This is a genomic window from Oricola thermophila (genome assembly GCF_013358405.1).
GTDB classification, from domain to species: domain Bacteria; phylum Pseudomonadota; class Alphaproteobacteria; order Rhizobiales; family Rhizobiaceae; genus Oricola; species Oricola thermophila.
On sequence record NZ_CP054836.1, the window covers coordinates 1350887 to 1368348 of the forward strand.

General features: G+C 62.9%; 14 protein-coding genes. 10 read left to right on the forward strand and 4 right to left on the reverse strand.

All coding sequences use genetic code 11. The features are described 5' to 3' along the window. Positions 1-25: 25 nt before the first annotated feature. From HTY61_RS06535 to HTY61_RS06550, 4 genes are all read left to right on the forward strand, one after another. The gene (locus HTY61_RS06535) at positions 26-1627 is read left to right on the forward strand and encodes an ABC transporter ATP-binding protein (protein WP_175276030.1); all 1602 of its coding nucleotides are present in this window, start codon (positions 26-28) and stop codon (positions 1625-1627) included. Next, positions 1624-2706 (forward strand): ABC transporter permease, encoded by a 1083-nt coding sequence (locus HTY61_RS06540; protein ID WP_175278452.1) that lies wholly within the window; start codon positions 1624-1626, stop codon positions 2704-2706. The genes HTY61_RS06535 and HTY61_RS06540 overlap by 4 nt, the downstream gene beginning before the upstream one ends. A 10-nt stretch (positions 2707-2716) precedes the next feature. Continuing rightward, positions 2717-3637 (forward strand): ABC transporter permease, encoded by a 921-nt coding sequence (locus HTY61_RS06545; protein WP_175276031.1) that lies wholly within the window; start codon positions 2717-2719, stop codon positions 3635-3637. A gap of 74 nt (positions 3638-3711) precedes the next feature. Next, on the forward strand, positions 3712-4782 hold the full coding sequence (locus HTY61_RS06550) for a BMP family ABC transporter substrate-binding protein (protein WP_175276032.1): 1071 nt from the start codon (positions 3712-3714) through the stop codon (positions 4780-4782). A gap of 45 nt (positions 4783-4827) precedes the next feature. Here the strand turns inward: HTY61_RS06550 and HTY61_RS06555 are convergent, their stop codons facing one another. Next, complete coding sequence (locus tag HTY61_RS06555; RefSeq protein WP_175276033.1) at positions 4828-6036, reverse strand: glycosyltransferase family 87 protein; 1209 nt, start codon at positions 6034-6036, stop codon at positions 4828-4830. Between the two features lie 118 nt (positions 6037-6154). Here HTY61_RS06555 and HTY61_RS06560 point away from each other — a divergent pair, with 118 nt between their 5' ends. The 3 genes from HTY61_RS06560 (at position 6155) to HTY61_RS06570 (ending at position 9978) form a co-directional block, all read left to right on the forward strand. Then, positions 6155-6475 carry a hypothetical protein gene (locus HTY61_RS06560; protein ID WP_175276034.1) on the forward strand — a complete coding sequence of 107 codons (321 nt, stop codon included), beginning with the start codon at positions 6155-6157 and terminating at the stop codon, positions 6473-6475. A gap of 121 nt (positions 6476-6596) precedes the next feature. Then, complete coding sequence (ppsA, locus tag HTY61_RS06565) at positions 6597-8993, forward strand: phosphoenolpyruvate synthase (RefSeq protein ID WP_175276035.1); 2397 nt, start codon at positions 6597-6599, stop codon at positions 8991-8993. 46 nt (positions 8994-9039) lie between these two features. Further along, positions 9040-9978, forward strand: a complete 939-nt coding sequence (locus tag HTY61_RS06570; RefSeq protein WP_175276036.1) for a 1-phosphofructokinase family hexose kinase — start codon at positions 9040-9042, stop codon at positions 9976-9978. Position 9979: 1 nt separating this feature from the next. Here HTY61_RS06570 and glk read toward each other — a convergent pair whose 3' ends face one another. Further along, the gene (glk, locus tag HTY61_RS06575) at positions 9980-10960 is read right to left on the reverse strand and encodes a glucokinase (RefSeq protein WP_175276037.1); all 981 of its coding nucleotides are present in this window, start codon (positions 10958-10960) and stop codon (positions 9980-9982) included. A 99-nt stretch (positions 10961-11059) separates the two neighbouring features. On the opposite strand from glk, the gene HTY61_RS06580 reads away from it, so the two are divergent. Further along, positions 11060-11800, forward strand: coding sequence for a phosphoribosyltransferase (locus tag HTY61_RS06580; RefSeq protein ID WP_246272954.1), 741 nt, complete (start codon positions 11060-11062; stop codon positions 11798-11800). On the opposite strand, the gene HTY61_RS06585 is transcribed toward HTY61_RS06580, so the two are convergent. Beyond that, complete coding sequence (locus tag HTY61_RS06585; protein WP_175276039.1) at positions 11797-12615, reverse strand: universal stress protein; 819 nt, start codon at positions 12613-12615, stop codon at positions 11797-11799. The genes HTY61_RS06580 and HTY61_RS06585 overlap by 4 nt on opposite strands. A gap of 206 nt (positions 12616-12821) precedes the next feature. On the opposite strand from HTY61_RS06585, the gene HTY61_RS06590 reads away from it, so the two are divergent. Both HTY61_RS06590 and HTY61_RS06595 read left to right on the forward strand, forming a co-directional pair. Next, the gene (locus HTY61_RS06590; RefSeq protein ID WP_175276040.1) at positions 12822-13595 is read left to right on the forward strand and encodes a Crp/Fnr family transcriptional regulator; all 774 of its coding nucleotides are present in this window, start codon (positions 12822-12824) and stop codon (positions 13593-13595) included. Between the two features lie 32 nt (positions 13596-13627). Further along, entirely contained in the window at positions 13628-14683 is a 1056-nt protein-coding gene (locus HTY61_RS06595) for a sodium:calcium antiporter (protein ID WP_175276041.1), read from the forward strand. Here HTY61_RS06595 and HTY61_RS06600 read toward each other — a convergent pair. Next, entirely contained in the window at positions 14680-17397 is a 2718-nt protein-coding gene (locus HTY61_RS06600; RefSeq protein WP_197945370.1) for a cation-translocating P-type ATPase, read from the reverse strand. The genes HTY61_RS06595 and HTY61_RS06600 overlap by 4 nt on opposite strands. Positions 17398-17462 lie beyond the last annotated feature (65 nt).

Here is a 17462-nt window from a genome sequence, read left to right on the forward strand (position 1 = left end):
ATTTCGCCAGCCGGGAAACGCCTTCTTGACGGATGCCGCAGCCACGAAAAGCCAGCTACCCGCCCTGCTTAAGGTCGAGGGCATAACCAAGGTTTTCGGCGCACTCAAGGCCAATGACTGCGTCGATCTGGACATAGCGCCCGGGGAGATCCATGCGCTTCTCGGGGAGAACGGCGCCGGCAAGTCGACCCTGGTGAAGATGCTGTTCGGCTCGCTGCATCCGGATGCCGGGTCCATCCTCTGGCGCGGCCAGCCCGTCACCATCGCCAATCCGATGCAGGCCAGGGCGCTTGGCATCGGCATGGTATTCCAGCATTTCTCGTTGTTCGAATCCCTGAGTGCGGCAGAAAACATCGCGTTGTCGCTCGGCGCCGACGTGCCGCTCGCGCAAATCGCTGCCGAGGCACAGCGTGTTTCCGTCGAATACGGCCTGCCGATCCATCCGGACCGGCTGGTCGGCGAACTGTCCGTGGGCGAACGCCAGCGTATCGAGATCGTGCGCTGCCTGCTGCAAAAGCCCGAACTGATCATTCTCGACGAGCCGACATCGGTGCTGACACCGCAGGAGGCCGACAGGCTTTTCGCGACGCTCGACAAGCTGCGCGGGGAGGGCAAGTCGATCCTCTACATCTCGCACCGGCTGGAAGAGGTCCAGCGCCTGTGCGACCGCGCAACGGTGCTGCGCCACGGCAAGGTCGTTGCCCATTGCATTCCGCAACAGGAAACCGCCAACAGCCTGGCAACAATGATGGTCGGCGAGGAAATTCACCGTATCGAGCGCGCGAGCGTTTCCGCACCGCCCGCCGGCACCGAGCCGGTGCTCGAGATCGACGGGCTGAGCCAGCCGCCGACCGGACCGTTCTCGGTTCCGCTGGAGAACATCCGGCTTCAGGTCTATCCCGGCGAAGTTGTCGGCATTGCCGGCATTGCCGGCAACGGCCAGTCGGAATTCTACGAGGCCGTCAGCGGCGAACGTCCGCAGTCGTCATCTTCGACGATCCGCATTCGCGGCACCGAGGCCGGGCGGCTCGGCCCGAGCGGCCGGCGCAGGCTTGGTGCAGCCTTCTCGCCGGAAGAGAGGCTCGGTCATGGCGCGGTGCCAAGCTTCCCGCTGTCCCAGAACCTGCTGCTGAGCCGCCACGCATCGGATTCCTCCACATATCTCGGCCCGCTGGGGACAATCCGCGGCGGTGCACTGGGCAGGACGCTGGAGCGCATCGTCAAGGCGCTGGACGTGCGCAAGTCGGGCCGCGACCCCGTCGCCGCCTCCCTGTCCGGCGGCAACCTCCAGAAGCTGATCCTCGGCCGCGAATTCGACCGTTCGCCGGCACTGCTCATCGCCAACCAGCCTACCTGGGGCGTGGATGCGGGGGCGGCCGCCCGCATCAGGCAGGAAATCATCGATTTGGCCCGGGCCGGTGCTGGCGTGCTCGTCATAAGCCAGGACCTCGACGAGTTGCTTGAGATTGCCGATCGCATTGCCGTCATGTCGGACGGCACGCTTTCGAAGACGGTGCCCGCAGACACTGTCACGCGCGAGACGCTCGGCCTGATGATGGGCGGTGCAGCGCCCGAGCGACACCACGATCAACGGATCGGCCAGCCGGGGGAGGCGGGAGAAATCTGATGCGCATCGAACTGATCCGCAGGCCAAACCCGTCGCCGCTCTACTCGGCCCTTTCGCCGTTGCTGGCACTGGCGATCACTGCCGCCCTCGGCGCCATCATGTTCGCCCTGCTCGGCAAGGCGCCGTCCCAGGCACTCTATTCCTACTTCATCGAGCCGCTGACGGAGACCTGGTCGATCCACGAACTGCTCATCAAGGCCGCGCCGCTGATCCTGATCGCGGTCGGGTTGTCGGTCTGCTTCCTCTCCAACAACTGGAACATCGGGGCCGAGGGCCAGTTCATCGCCGGTGCGGTCGCAGGGTCGATCCTGCCGATCGTCTTCCCTGATTTCCGCGGACCACTCGTCCTGCCGCTGATGCTGCTGATGGGCGTGATCGGTGGCATGGCCTATGCCGCGATTCCCGCGATCCTCAAGGCTCGCTTCAACACCAGCGAGATATTGTCGAGCCTGATGCTGGTCTATGTCGCGCAACTGTTCCTCGACTGGATCGTTCGCGGGCCGTGGCGAAATCCCGAGGGCTTCAACTTTCCGGAAAGCCGCAGCTTCCATGCCGACGCGATCCTGCCGGAGATCGTCTCGTCCTCGGGCCGAGCCCACTACGGTTTTGTTTTCGCGCTGGTGGCGGCCTTGGTCATGTGGTTCATTCTCAACCGGACGCTGAAGGGGTTCGAGATCCGTGTCCTTGGCCAGAGCCCGAGGGCAGGGCGCTTTGCGGGATTCTCCTATACGGGCACCGTGATCACCACTTTCCTGATCGCAGGCGGGCTGGCCGGACTGGCCGGTATCAGCGAGGTCTCCGGTGCCATCGGCCAATTGCGCCCGACAATTTCACCGGGCTACGGCTTTACCGCGATCATCGTCGCCTTCCTCGGACGCCTGAATCCCATTGGCATAGTTGCCGCGGGGCTGGTGCTGGCCCTGTCTTACCTGGGCGGCGAGGCGGCACAGATCTCGCTCGGCGTATCGAACAAGGTCTCCAACGTGTTCCAGGGGATCCTGCTCTTCTCCGTACTCGCCTGCGACACGCTCATCCACTACCGCATTCGCATCGCCGGTCGCGCCGGCGCGACCGGGTAGAGGAATTGCCATGGAAATGACCGAAGCCATCCTGCTGACCATCGCCACCGCGGCAACACCGCTACTGATTGCCGCGCTGGGAGAACTCATCGTCGAGCGGTCTGGCGTCCTCAATCTCGGCGTGGAAGGCATGATGATCATGGGCGCCGTCACGGGCTTCGCGGCGGCGCAGGCCACCGGGTCGCCCTGGATCGGGCTTCTGGCCGCCATTGCCGCCGGGGGGGCATTCTCGCTGCTGTTCGCCTTCCTGACGCTGACGCTGGCGACCAACCAGGTCGCGACAGGGCTGTCGCTGACGATCCTCGGCCTCGGACTGTCGGGCATGATCGGCGAATCCTTCGTTGGCCTGCCGGGCCTCAAGCTGCAAAGCCTGGAAATTCCCGTTCTGTCCGACATCCCGCTCGTCGGCAGGCTCCTGTTCGGTCAGGATCCGGTCTTCTACATCTCGATCGCTCTGGCGGCCGGCACATGGTGGTTCATCTTCCGGACCCGGGCCGGCCTGACATTGCGCGCAGTTGGCGACAGCCATGAATCAGCCCACGCACTGGGCATTCGCGTCATCCGCATCCGCTATCTGGCGGTCCTGTTCGGCGGTGCCTGCGCCGGCCTTGCCGGCGGGCATCTATCCCTGGTCTACACGCCGCAATGGGTAGAGAACATGACAGCCGGCCGGGGCTGGATCGCGCTTGCGCTGGTCGTCTTCGCGTCCTGGCTGCCGCTGCGCGTGGTCGCCGGCGCCTATCTCTTCGGCGCGGTCACGATCGCGCAGTTCCACGCTCAGGCGCAGGGCATCGGCATTCCTTCCCAGTTCCTGTCGGCACTGCCCTATCTGGCGACCATCATCGTTCTGGTCTTGATTTCCACCAACAGGCGGATGACGATGCGCAACACGCCGGCATCGCTCGGCAAACCGTTCGTTCCGGATCGGTAAGGTTTCAGACGGGATGGAAAAGCGGCACGAGAACCGTTTCTATTTCAATCAAACGCGTAAACAGGAAGACATCCATGCGTAAAACCACCAAACTCATGCTTGCAACCGTTGCATCGCTCGGCATCGCCGTGCAGGCCGAGGCCGCCGATGTGAAGGCATGCTTCATCTATGTCGGCCCGATCGGCGACTTCGGCTGGTCCTACCAGCACGACCAGGGGCGCCTCGCCGTGGAAGAGGAATTCGGCGACAAGGTCGAAACCGCCTATCTGGAAAGCGTGCCCGAGGGCGCGGACGCCGAGCGCGCCATAGAGCGCTTTGCACGTTCAGGCTGCAATATCATCTTCACCACGTCCTTCGGCTACATGGATGCGACCAACAAGGTTGCTGCCAAGTTCCCCGATGTGAAGTTCGAGCATGCAACCGGCTACAAGCGCGAAAGCGAAAACGTGGCGGTTTACAACTCGAAATTCTACCAGGGCCGTTACGTTCAGGGCCAGATCGCCGCGAAGATGTCCGAGGCCGGCGTGGCCGGCTACATCGCGTCCTTCCCGATTCCGGAAGTCGTGCGCGGGATCAACTCCTTCATGCTTGGTGCGCAGTCGGTCAATCCCGATTTCAAGGTCAAGGTCGTCTGGGCCAATACCTGGTTCGACCCGGGCAAGGAAGCCGATGCCGCCAAGGCGCTGATCGACCAGGGCGTGGACATCATCACCCAGCACACCGACTCCACCGCGCCTATGCAGGTTGCGGCGGAACGCGGGATCAAGGCCTTCGGCCAGGCCTCCGACATGATCAAGTTCGGCCCGGAGACGCAGCTCACCGCGATCGTCGACAACTGGGGGCCGTATTACATTGAGCGCGTCAAGGCGGTCATGGACGGCACCTGGGAGTCGCAGGACGTCTGGCATGGCATGGCCGAGGGCAACGTTGTCATGGCGCCATATACCAACATGCCGGATGACGTGAAGGCCATGGCGGAAGAGACCGAGGCGAAGATCACCAGCGGCGAGCTGGAGCCCTTCACCGGTCCGATCAAAAAGCAGGACGGTTCCGACTGGCTCGCCGACGGCGAAACACCCGATATCGGAACGCTTCTTGGCCTGAACTTCTACGTCGCGGGCGTGGACGACCAGCTTCCGCAGTAAGATCGCGGGAAAACAGATGGAAAGGCGCCTTCGGGCGCCTTTTTTTCATTCCGTGAGCGGCCTTGCGGCGACGACGCTGCGACCGGCGCCTGACGCCGCCCACGCTAGATGAACGAATAGAACGGCCAGAACGAACGGCGCCACGGGCACCATGCTCGCCATGAACCAGAACACGACCAGCGGAGACACGTAGACCGCGGCAAGTATCGTTCTTGACCATGGCGCGAAACCGTTCGCCATGCCATGCGCGACGGTGAAAGCAATTGCCGGCGCCAACAGGAACAGGTCGTAGTTCAGTCCGAACGGCGTGGCAGCCAGGGCTCCGACAAGCAGGAGCGCGGAACGCAAGTCCGGAGATGTGGCGCCGGCACGGCGCCAAATGCGGAAGACGACCGTTGCCACGGCAAGTGAAACAAATCCCTGGACAGCCATGGCCGGGAGGTGTCCGAGACCGGCAAGCCGCAATGCGGCATAGGTCGAGATCATCTTGTTCCAACCGACAAGGCCGTCACGAAGCGTTTGCGACGCCATCGCTCCCTGTTCGACAAAAAGGAGCCACGGCTCCGTACCGAACAGCAAAGCGGACAGCAATCCGGCAAGGATGGCGGTCGCTGCCGCCGCCATGATCGCGCGCCAGTAACCGCCGGCCAGTAGGGCGAACGGTATCAGCAGCCCGAGCTGCGGCTTGAACGTCAGCAGCCCGAACAATATTCCTGCCAACACCGGTCGTTTCGGCAGCAGCACAAGCGCACCGCCGAACATCGCGGCCGAAAGAAAGGCGTTCTGGCCATGAGCGATCGTCAGATACGTGGCCGGGAAAGCCAGTGTCAGCAATGCCACCTCGATCCGTCGGCCGACAATGGTCATGACAACCCAGAGCGAGGCAAGGAAACTGAGAGTCATCCAGGCGGCCAGGGCCGCGTAGTAGGGAAGGGCACCAAACGGCGCCATGTAGGCAAGGTAGTGTGGCGGATAGAAGAAGGCGTAGAAATTGCCGTCCCCGAAGATCGCGTTCTGCGCTTCGGCGAAACGCTCTGCGTCGTAGGGTATCTCCGGCCGCCCGGCGAGGGCCTCCCGTGCCGCCACCCAGAAGCTGATGAAATCGGAACCGAAGGGCGATCCATTCGGCAAGGTGCCGCCATTTGTCGCCAGCACGTACCCGGTCGCAGCCACGGCTATGCCGAGCAAGAGCAGGGGATAGACAAGGAGCCTGTCCCGCTGCAGCCAGTGTCCTGTTCGAAATGCCTCGATCATTCGCCTTGTGCCCGATCCCCCGAGTGATATCGTGACACTAGCGCCGCCGATTTTATTCGCGGTTAATTCAGGAAAGTCGCCTTGCGGGCAGACTTCCGGCGCAACGAGGAGGGTTTCGGTGCGCGGAAGCAGGACATTGGTGCCGTGCACGCTTGCGGTCATCTGGCCGCTCGCCGCAGTTGCCGACGATGCCGTATCGCGCGGCGCAGCAGTGGCCGACCAATGGTGCCGCCATTGCCATCCCCGAGCCGATGATCCCCCGGCTCCCCGCATGGCGTTTGCATTCGAGGACATTGTCATGCGGAAGGGCAGGGACCGCGACTATTTCAGCCGCTTCGTGCGGGAGGATCATTTTCCGATGACCACTTTCCGCCTGTTCGAGCATGAAAAGGACGATATCGTCGCATGGTTGATGGCGTTGCAGGACGCCCAGCGGTAACCGCGCAGCCGGAACCGCATAAGGTGCCTGCCGGCGGCGGCGCCTTGACATGTGTCATTGCGACCTGCTCGCCGCGGTGCTCGTGTTGGTGCATCATCCGGCAAGAAAGGAAGATGCAGCAATGTCCAAATCCGAGACCGTGATCTGGCTTGAAGACGCGAGCCGCAAGGACGTTCCCCGCGTGGGTGGCAAGAATGCCTCTCTCGGAGAGATGCTGAACGAGCTGGGATCCAGGGGGATCGCCGTCCCGGCCGGCTTCGCCACGACATCAGAAGCCTATTGGCGCTTTTTGGACGCCAACGAACTCAAACCCGCCATCTCCGAGGCCGTGAAGGATTACGAGGCAGGCCGCGTCACGCTCGCGGAGACCGGCGCCGCCGTTCGCAAGTTGATCCTGCGCGGCGATTGGCCCGACGATCTGGCCGGGGAGATCACGGAGTTCTACCGGCAGATGTCGAAACGGATCGGAAGGCAGGAAGTCGATGTTGCCGTGCGCTCGAGCGCGACCGCCGAGGACCTGCCCGACGCCAGCTTCGCAGGCCAGCAGGAAACCTACCTCAACATAAGGGGTGAGCGGGAACTGCTGGAGGCCTGCAAGAAATGCTACGCATCGCTGTTTACCGACCGCGCCATCAGCTACCGGCAGACCAAGGGATTCGACCACATGCAGGTGGCGCTGTCCATCGGCGTCCAAAGAATGGTTCGTTCCGACAAGGGCGGATCCGGCGTAATGTTCTCCATCGACACCGAGACCGGTTTCGACAAGGTCGTGGTCATCAACGCGGCCTGGGGATTGGGCGAGAACGTAGTCCAGGGGGCCGTGGACCCGGACGAGTTCGTTATCTTCAAACCCCTGCTTTCCAACGACACGCTGAAGCCAATCATCGAGAAAAGGGTCGGTGCGAAGTCGATCAAGATGATTTATTCGCAGGGTGCCGAGAAGACGAAAAACGTACCGACCTCCAAGGCCGAGCGCGCCGCATACGTGCTCGATGACGAGGAGATCCTGACGCTGGCCCGCTGGGCGACGGTGATCGAGGAGCACTACGGCTGCCCGATGGACATGGAATGGGCCAAGGACGGGGAGACCGGCGAACTTTTCATCGTACAGGCGCGACCGGAAACTGTGCAGGCGCAACGCGACCAGAACTCCTTCAAGTCCTATGCCATCAAGTCCAAGGGCAAGGTCCTGACGAAGGGGCTGAGCATTGGCGGCTCCGCGATAGCCGGCCAGGCCTGCCTGATAGAAAGTCCCGCAGATATCGACCGCTTCATCGACGGCTCGATTCTCGTCACCGGCACCACCGACCCGGATTGGGTGCCGATCATGAAGCGCGCCGCCGGCATCATCACCGATCATGGCGGACGTACCTCGCATGCCGCGATCGTCAGCCGCGAACTCGGCCTGCCCGCCATTGTCGGAACGGGCGATGCCACGCACCTACTTCATGACGAACAGGAAATCACACTCTCCTGCGCCGAAGGTGACGAGGGATTCGTTTACGAGGGATATGCGGAGATCGAGGAAAAGACGGAATCGCTTGCCGATATCCCGGAGACTAAGACCAGCGTCATGCTCAATCTCGCCAATCCGGCGGCCGCGTTCCGGTGGTGGCAGATCCCGGCCGACGGCGTCGGGCTCGCGCGCATGGAATTCGTCATAAACAACCAAATCCAGGTGCATCCTATGGCCCTGATCCGCTTTGACGATATCCGGGACAACGAGACCCGCGCGCGGATCGAGGAACTGACCCGCGACTACGACGACAAGTCGGAATATTTCGTCGACAAGCTGGCGCGCGGTCTCGCCCGCATCGCCGCCACCGTATATCCGAAGCCTGTCATCGTTCGAATGAGCGATTTCAAGACCAACGAGTATGCGGGACTTCTCGGCGGCGCCGATTTCGAGCCGAAGGAGGAAAACCCAATGCTCGGCTTCCGTGGCGCATCGCGTTACTATTCGGATGCCTACAAGCCGGGCTTTGCGCTGGAATGCCGCGCGATGGCACGTCTCCGCAACGAACTGGGTTTCGACAATGTCATAATGATGATCCCGTTCTGCCGCTCGGTCGACGAGGCGGACAAGGTGCTCGCGGTCATGGCCGAGAACGGCCTCAAGCGCGGCGAGAACGGCTTGGAAGTCTATGTGATGTGCGAGATCCCGTCCAACGTGATCCTGGCGAAGGAATTTGCCACGCGTTTCGACGGCTTTTCCATCGGTTCCAACGATCTTACGCAGCTTACCCTCGGTGTCGATCGCGACTCCGATAGGCTGTCCGGCCTGTTCGACGAGCAGGACGAGGCCGTGAAGTGGATGATCTCCAATGTCATACGCGAAGCCCATGCCGCCGGCGCCAAGGTGGGCCTTTGCGGCCAGGCGCCGAGCGATCATCCGGAATTTGCCGAGTTCCTGGTCGAGTGCGGTATTGACTCCATGTCGGTGACGCCGGACAGCTTCATTGCGGTCAAGAAAAGAGTCGCCAAGGCGGAATCGGAGAAGAAGGGGGGCGCCGCCTGACGGCGCCCGTCATCGCGAACGGGAAAGACAAGGAGCCGACGGTTTCATGCAAAAGCGCATACTGGCAATCGCGTTGAACCCCGCAATCGACGTCAGCTGCGACGCAGAACATGTCCGTCCGACGCTCAAGACCCGAACCGCGAACCAGAAGCACTATGCCGGGGGCGGGGGCGCCAATGTCGCCCGCGTCATCGCGGAGCTCGGCGGGAGGGCGGAACTGGTATACCTGTCCGGCGGCATATCCGGCCCGTTATACGACAGCCTGCTGGACCAGTACGACATTGTCCGGCATCGCATTGAGATGGCCGGGTCCAACCGCATCGCGCTGATGGTGCACGAGACCAGCACCAATTTCGAGTACCGCTTCGTACCGGAAGGCCCCACGGTTTCGCCGGAAGAGCTTTTGCCGGTCCATGATTTCGTCGAGAACTTCGAAGGCGACTACATCGTCGCCAGCGGCAGCCTCCCCCTCGGTGCGCCGCCCGACACCTACCGGCGGATGGCTGACACCGCGCGACGGAAGAACATCCGTTTCGTGCTCGACACGTCGGGCGAGGCCCTGCGGCAGACCGTCGATCACGCCGAGATATTCCTGCTCAAGCCGAGCATGAGCGAGCTCGAGAAGCTCGTCGGCGAGCGGCTGGACGAGCGAATTGCCTGCGAGGCCGCGTCCGAGCTCGTTCGCCGCGGATCCGTGCAAAACATCGCTCTGTCGATGGGCAAGGCGGGCGCCATCCTCGTCAATGCAGATGGCATGGTGCGGATGCGTTCGGTCCACGTGCGCGAGGCATCCGCCGTCGGAGCAGGCGACAGCTTCGTTGCCGGCATGGTTTGGTGGCTTTCACAGGGCCATCCCGTTATCGAGGCCTTCCGCTTCGGTATTGCGGCCGGTTCGGCCGCCGTCATGACCCCCGGAACCGAACTGTGCCGCCGCGAGGACGTATTTGCCCTGTACGAGAACGGCGTGACCAGCGTACACGGTTGATTTAGCCGGCCGGTGCCATCGGAAAGCGATTGGAGACCGCCACCGCGGCGCCGCGCAGGCCGGCGTCGGGCGCTGTCAGCGCGAAAACCGGTATATCTTGCAGGAAGCGCGACATCCGGCCCTTGTTGTTGAAGCTCGCCCGAAAACGGTCTTTCTCGAGAATGTCCAGTATCTTGGGTGTGATCCCCCCGGCGATATAGACACCGCCACGCGCGCCGTGAACGAGCGCCATGTCGCCGGCCACGCGCGCGAGGATATCCGAAAACACCTCGATGGTCTTCCTTGCCCGCCCGTCTTCTTCGTCATCGGCGAATGCTCGCCGGACAATCTCGATCGCGGTGGCGTCGTCACCACTTTCTCCTTCAGCCTCTGCCAATGCACCGTGGATCGCCTCGATACCGCGTCCCGACAGGACTGCCTGCAGCGGCGCATGGCCGTTTTCGTCGACCACGCGCTCGAGTATCGTCATTTCCATGTCGTTGCGGGCCGCGAACGACATGTGCCCGGCTTCGCCGGCAACCGGCACCCAGGCCTTCCCATGACGAACGAGGCCGGCGCAACCGAAGCCGCTTCCCGGTCCCAGGACGATCAAGGGTGCGTATTCCACCGGACTGCCGCCGCCGAGGCGGTGTTTGTCGTGCTCCTTCAGATAAGGAAGACTTAGCGCCAACGCCTCGAAATCATTGACGAAATGAATGCGCTCCGCCCCGCAGGCCTGCTGGACCTCCTTGCGCGTGAACGACCAGGGCGCGTTGGTCATGGTGATGGTATCGCCGATAACCGGAGCAGCAATGGCGAAGCCGGCAATGGAAGGCCGCTCGGGTAGCGATTCGAGATAATGCGCAACGGCATCCGGCAGGGACTTGAACATGTCGGTCGTGAATACCGCGAAATGGCTCACTGACAATTCGTCGATGTCGCAAATGGCGAATCGGGCATGGGTTCCCCCGATGTCGCCGATCAGTGCGGTGCGCTGGTGCATCGGTTCGTTTCCTTTCGATTTCCGGGCCTTCCATGGAAGACGCAAACGACATGCTCCTATCAAGCCCGCATCCGGGTCGGTGCGGTTTGACAGACGTCAATGAAACGCGAGATTCCCGGCAGCAGGATGTCCATTCAAGCTAAAGGTGCCGAAATGCTTTTTCGTGACAGGCATCAGGCAGGCGAGCGTCTGGCCGAGAGGTTGCGCCGGATCGCTCCCGCGGAGGCGATCGTTGTCGCTTTGCCGCGCGGAGGCGTTCCGGTGGGCGAAGTCATTGCCCGCGAGCTCGGCTTGCCACTCGATGTCATCCTCGTGCGCAAGGTTGGGGCGCCCATGCAGCCCGAACTCGCTGTGGCTGCAGTCACCGACGGAGAAAAGATGCGGCTGACCGTCAATGAAGACATCAAGGCAGAACTCGGACTGTCGGATTCAGACATCGAGGCACTCGCCAACAAGCAGCTTCGGGAAATCGAACGTCGACGCGCCGTCTACTACGCGGAAAGCGCGCCGTTGCCACTAAAGGAAAAGACCGTGATCGTGGTCGATGACGGCGTGGCGACCGGCGCCACAGCCAACGCGGCCCTGAGGCTGATCCGCCAACATGAGCCGACACGACTGATCCTCGCACTTCCGGTCGCGCCAGCCGAAACCATTTCCGAACTCGAGCGTCATGCCGACGAGATCGTTTGCCTTTCTACGCCGCACCCCTTCCGCGCCGTCGGCGCGCATTACGTTGATTTCGATCAGGTCAGCGACCACGAGGTCGTCGAAGCCCTGCGCCGCAACCGCGAGGAGACCATGAGGGGGCAGGGCTCGGTGCCCGGCGGAGCCCGTTCCTAGCCGGCCATCAGGCGCGTGAGATCGCTTCGCCGGAGCAATGCCCTGGTAAAGCCGCCGAACAGGCGCTCGCGCATCCGGCTGTGACCATAGGCGCCGGTAACCGTGAGATCGGCGCCCTCCCGATCCACTATGTCGAGAAAGGCTTCCGGGCCATCCGCCCCTGTCACGACCCTGACATCGGCATCGATGCCGTGGCGTGCGAGATATCGTGCCACGTCCTTCGGCCCTTCGGCCGGATGGCCATCGTCCGCGCACAGGGTCACGACCACCGTCTTCTCCGCGAGCTTCAGGAAGGGCAGGGCGCAGGCAACGGCCCTCCGGGCCTCGGGCGTGTCCTTCCACCCGATCACCGCGCATTGCGGATGGCGGAAGACAGCGCCTTCACCCACGAAAAGCACGCCCCTGCCGGCCCCGCATGCCAGATCGCCGGGATCGACGGAACGGTACCTGTCCCCGGGGTCCACGCCGAATGGCGTGCCGGATATGATGAGATCCGCGACGCGCGCATTGTCCACGAGGGCGCAGGCCGGCAGGTCCCGGACAGCGCGCCAGCCGGAGTTGAATCCGTCGCCGGCAACGGAGTAAAACTGCCTCTTGAGGGCCGCAAAACGTTCCGCGATCCGCTGCTCGAGTTCCTCGCTGTAGGCATGGCTCTCCTGCACGCCAAGTTCGCTTGCGTGAACGGGCCGGACGGCAGCCGCAGTCAGTCCGATCAGGAAGGCATCCAGATCTCCGGCAAGATCGGTCGCGTACTGAAGCCGCGCATCATTGCTTCCGTCGAATTCCAGATGCACCAGGATAGTGGCGTAACCCATCAGCGTCTCCTCCGGATCGGAAATCCTTGATAAAGGAAAGCCTCCTGCCAGCCAGCCTCATCTGCATTGATCGGCGTCAATCCGCTGAATGCGCTTCTCTGCAAGGAACCATTTCACTGTACTCAACAAGCGTCACGGATTTGACATTGCAAATGGGGAATGTTGTCCTGAATTCATTGATCCTCACGGGAACAAGGCGACACGTCATGAACGAATTAGTGTATTCGCCTGGCTCGTGCTGGAGATGCGAGAACTTCCTGATCAACAATCGCGCGATCTGTCACGCGGCCTCTGAGGAGGCCATGGATGAACTGTCCCGGATTTCGCACGTGAGGAAGTACGGCAAGGGGCAGGTCATAATCGGGCAGGGCGACGTCGCTGGAATGGTCGGCAACGTCATCAGCGGTATCGTGAAGCTCACGAACATTTCGATGTCCGGCCAGCAGCAGATTGTCGGCCTGCTGTATCCATCGGACTTCTTTGGTCGCGCCTTCTCGAACCAGTCGCGCTTCTCCTATGAGGCGGCGACCGACGTGACGCTGTGCTGCATCGACCGGCAGGCGTTCGAGCGGTTCCTGGAACGCAATCCGGAAATCGAGCACGAACTCCTGCTGTCGGTTCTCGACGAACTCGACGCCAGCCGGGAATGGACGGCGATGATATCCTGCCATACGACCATGCAGCGGGTCGCCGCTTTCCTGTTCGTCCTCTCGAGGCGCACGCCCGGCACGGTCTGCAACGGAGAGGACAACCGGCGTCACGCCATCATCGCCTTGCCGATCGGCCGCCGCGACATCGCCGCCTATCTCGGCACGACGCCCGAAACGCTCAGCCGCAACATCCAGACACTCGTTCGCAAGAAAGTGATCAGGCCGATCGATACCACGCATTTCGAACTGCTGCAGGCGCGGGAACTTGTAGAGCATACCGGAGAAAACCGGGAGGATCTCGTGGCCCTCTCGGGCACCCGCCTCAACTGAATACCAAGCTGCCAGTCAACGGATCGCAGATCGTGCCCGCGCCGATACCCGATACACCGCTGCCGCTAACCCTTGTGCTCTTTCTGGCTGCGGCCACCGGCGTCTGGCTGTCCGGAAGCCGGCTGGTCGTCCACGCCGACGAAATCGCGGATCGCATGCGCATCGGCCGCGCGCTGATGGGCTTCGTTTTCCTGGCCACTGCCACATCGTTACCGGAAATCATCACGACTGCCCTTGCCGCGGGTGGCGGGGATTCCTCCCTTGCGCTCGGCAACCTGCTAGGCGGCGTCACCCTTCAATTCGCGATGCTGGCGATCGCGGACGGTTTTGCGCGGCATGCGGCAATCACATCCTTTCCGCGCAAGACGACAGCGGTTCTGGAAGGCGTTGCGCTGGCCTTCCTGCTCACGATGCTGCTCGTAATACTGGAGATAGGCAGCGGCATCGCGGTATTCCATGTCGGTATCGGCGCCATTTTGCTCGGCTCTTTCTACATCGGAATCATCGTGCTCCTGCGCCGACACGACGAGGATACGCCGTGGATGCCGGTTCGGGTGCTCGAGGCGGGCGAGGTTTCCGAGGACGATTCACCCTTTGTCAGCTCGTTTCCGGAGCTTTCGACCACGGCGCTCAATTTCCGGTTTCTTCTTTTGACGATTGCTATCCTGGTGTCCGGTGCGGTGACCGTTTCCATGTCCGAACGTCTGGCCGAGCAGACCGGCCTCGGCACCGGGCTGGTCGGCGTCACGCTGCTGGCCGCCGTGACCTCCCTGCCGGAATTGAGCACGACGGTGGCAGCCGTGCGCATCGGCGCCTATTCCATGGCCATATCCAACATATTCGGCAGCAACCTGCTCATGCTCGCCCTGGTCCTGCCGGCAGATATTCTGTACCTGAAGGGCCCGATCCTGGCGGAATTCGAGCCCGTGCTTGATCTCGCGCTCGTTTCCGGTCTCCTCGTCACGATCATCTATATCGCCGGGCTGGTCGTGCGCAGCCGCCGCACGGTCCTCGGGTTCGGCTACGACTCCCTGGCGGTGCTGGCGATCTTCGCGGCCACCCTTTCCCTCTACTGGGCCAATCGCTAGCGTCCGGCCCTGGCGTGGTGCCGGCGGTTCAGGCGCATCCCGATCGCGGCCAGTTCCCGCAGCAGCACGGGCACGACGCTGAGCCCGATCACGGACAGCCAGGCCTCGACTCCGAGCGGTGCAAGCCTGAGCGCGTCGGATACCTGGGGCTGCAGGTCCGCCACGGCAAGAACGGCGATGCAGAACCCGATTGCCAGCCAGACATAGTGGTTGCGCGTAACCTCGCTCGACAGGAGGTTCGAACGCCAGTTGCGCATGTTGAAGACATGCCAGAGTTGTGCCAGCGCAAGGGTGTAGAAGCACATGGTGGTGACGCCGTCGCCATCAAGGCCAAACTGGTACAGGGCAAGCCCGAGCGCGGCGAGAGTGACGCCGGCGATGGAGATGCCATGCGTGACGATCGCGATCCACTGTCCACGTGCCAGAATCGGCTCGGACGGGGGGCGCGGCGGTCGAGCGAGCACGTTGCGGTCGGCCTCGATCGTTCCCAGTGCAAAGGCCGGAAACACATCGGTAACGAGGTTCAGGAACAGTATCTGCAGCGGCAGCAGCGGCAGCGGCAGCCCGGCGAGGACAGCCATACCGACGATCAGGATCTCGCTGAGATTGCAGGACAGGAGGTAGGTCGTGAACCGCCGTATGTTCGTGTAGATCACGCGACCTTCGCGCACGGCATGGATGATCGTCGAAAAGGCATCGTCCCGCAGCACGAGATCGGAAGCCTCCCGCGCCACCTGCGTGCCACGCAATCCCATGGCAATGCCGATATCGGCCTGCTGGAGCGCTGGCGCGTCATTGACGCCGTCGCCTGTCATGGCAACGACCTCTCCGGCATCCTGGTGCAGACGGATCAGCGAAAGCTTCTGCTCCGGGTCGACCCGCGCGAACACCCGCGCAGCACGCGCCGCGTCCTTGTCCTCTTCCGTCATTTCCTCGTAGGGCTTGAGATCACGGCCCACGATGGCTTCCAGGTGCCCGATCCCGGTCAGCCCCACGGACTTGGAGATGTGCTGCGCCGTGGCCGCATGATCGCCGGTAACCATGACGACGGCTATACCCGCGCGCTGCGCATCGGCGATGGCGCCGGGTACGTCGGAGCGTGGAGGATCCTGGAAACCCACGATGCCATACAGGGTCAGGTCGTGATAGACGGGCTCGTCGAGGTCCTGTGCGGGCTTTCCGGCTACGGCGAGCAGACGCAGCCCCTGCATGGCCAGGACCTCGCATACCGTTGCCCAGTGCCGACGCTGTTCACGGTCGAAGGGGAGCGTCCCGTCCCCGTTGGCCACATCCGTGACCACTTCCAGAACCGCCTCCGGCGCACCTTTCACTGCAACCAGGAACCGGTCGCCGTCCTCGTGTACCGTCGCCATCATGCGCGTGTGCACGTCGAATGCGTGCTCGCATGTCTCGGGATATCGGGCCAGCAGCTCCTCGCGTCGCACGCCCCCCGATGCTGCGAGCTCAAGCAGGGCGATTTCCATGGGATCGCCGGTAGACGCATCGCGGTTGTCGCCGAGCGTCGCATTGTTGCACAGGGCGGCGTTGCGCAGTAGCAGGCCTATATCGGACTTTGCCGCAGGTTCGATCGGGCGGCCATCGAGAAGGAAGCTGCCAGTATGGCGGTCGAAGGCTATCTCCCCGGTTGCGGTGACCACCCGGTCGACATGCATCCGGTTCTCGGTCAGCGTGCCGGTCTTGTCGGTAAGGATGACAGTCGTCGCACCAAGCGTCTCGACGGCCGACAGGTGTTCGATCAGCGCATTGTGCCGCGCCATGCGCAGCATGCCGCGCGCCAAGGCCAGCGTCGCGACGATCGGCAAGCCCTCCGGAATCGCCGCGACCGCCAGTGCGACCGCGGACTTGATCATCAGCGCCATGTCCTGGCCGGCGGCGATTCCGGCGATCGCCACCAGCGCGGTGACAGCGAGCGTAAGCCAGATCAGGTGGCGGCTTAGGAGGGCCAGTTGGCGCTCCAGCGGCGAACGATCGGGGGTCGCTTCCTCTACCAGTCGTGTTATCCGCCCCAGCTCGGTGTTCATGCCGGTACCGGTAACGACGGCTTCGCCGGTGCCTCCGGTGACCGCGCATCCCTTGAAGAGCATGCACGAGCGGTCGGCGAGCACCGTGTCCGCGGATACCGGCTTCACCGTCTTCGAGACAGGCAAGGACTCTCCGGTCAGCGCGGACTCATCGACCGACAGATTGGAGGACTCCACCAGGCGCATGTCGGCGGCAAGGACATCGCCGGCATCGACGATGACGATGTCGCCGGGCACCAGCTTCTCGGCCGACATGGTGGCAACGGTGCCGTTGCGACGCACGAGCGCAGAACGGCTTGTGAGTTCACGCAATGCCTCCATCGAGCGCACCGCCCTGATCTCGGTCGTGAACCCGATCGCGGTGTTGATCGCCAGCACGGCGATAATGGCAAGAAACTCCACCGTCTCGCCAAAGCCGATCGATAGCGCTGCCGCGCCCAGCAGCAGGAAGACGATCGGGCTCTTGAACTGGTCGACCAGGACGCCTAGCACACTCGCCCTCTGCCGCCGGCGAAGGGCGTTCGGGCCAAAAATTGCAAGCCGTCGCGCGGCTTCCTCGCCGGTCAGGCCGCGCGTGCGGTCAACCTCGAGTCCCGCGAGGACATCCGCTGCCTCGATCGCGTGCGGTTCCGCTACATACGGAAGCGGCATTCCCTGTTCGTGCGCGTTCATCGCTTCAGGAGATCCTGCCGGTTTCTGTTCGAAGGAAACGCGCCGGGTAACGACCGGCGGCCCGA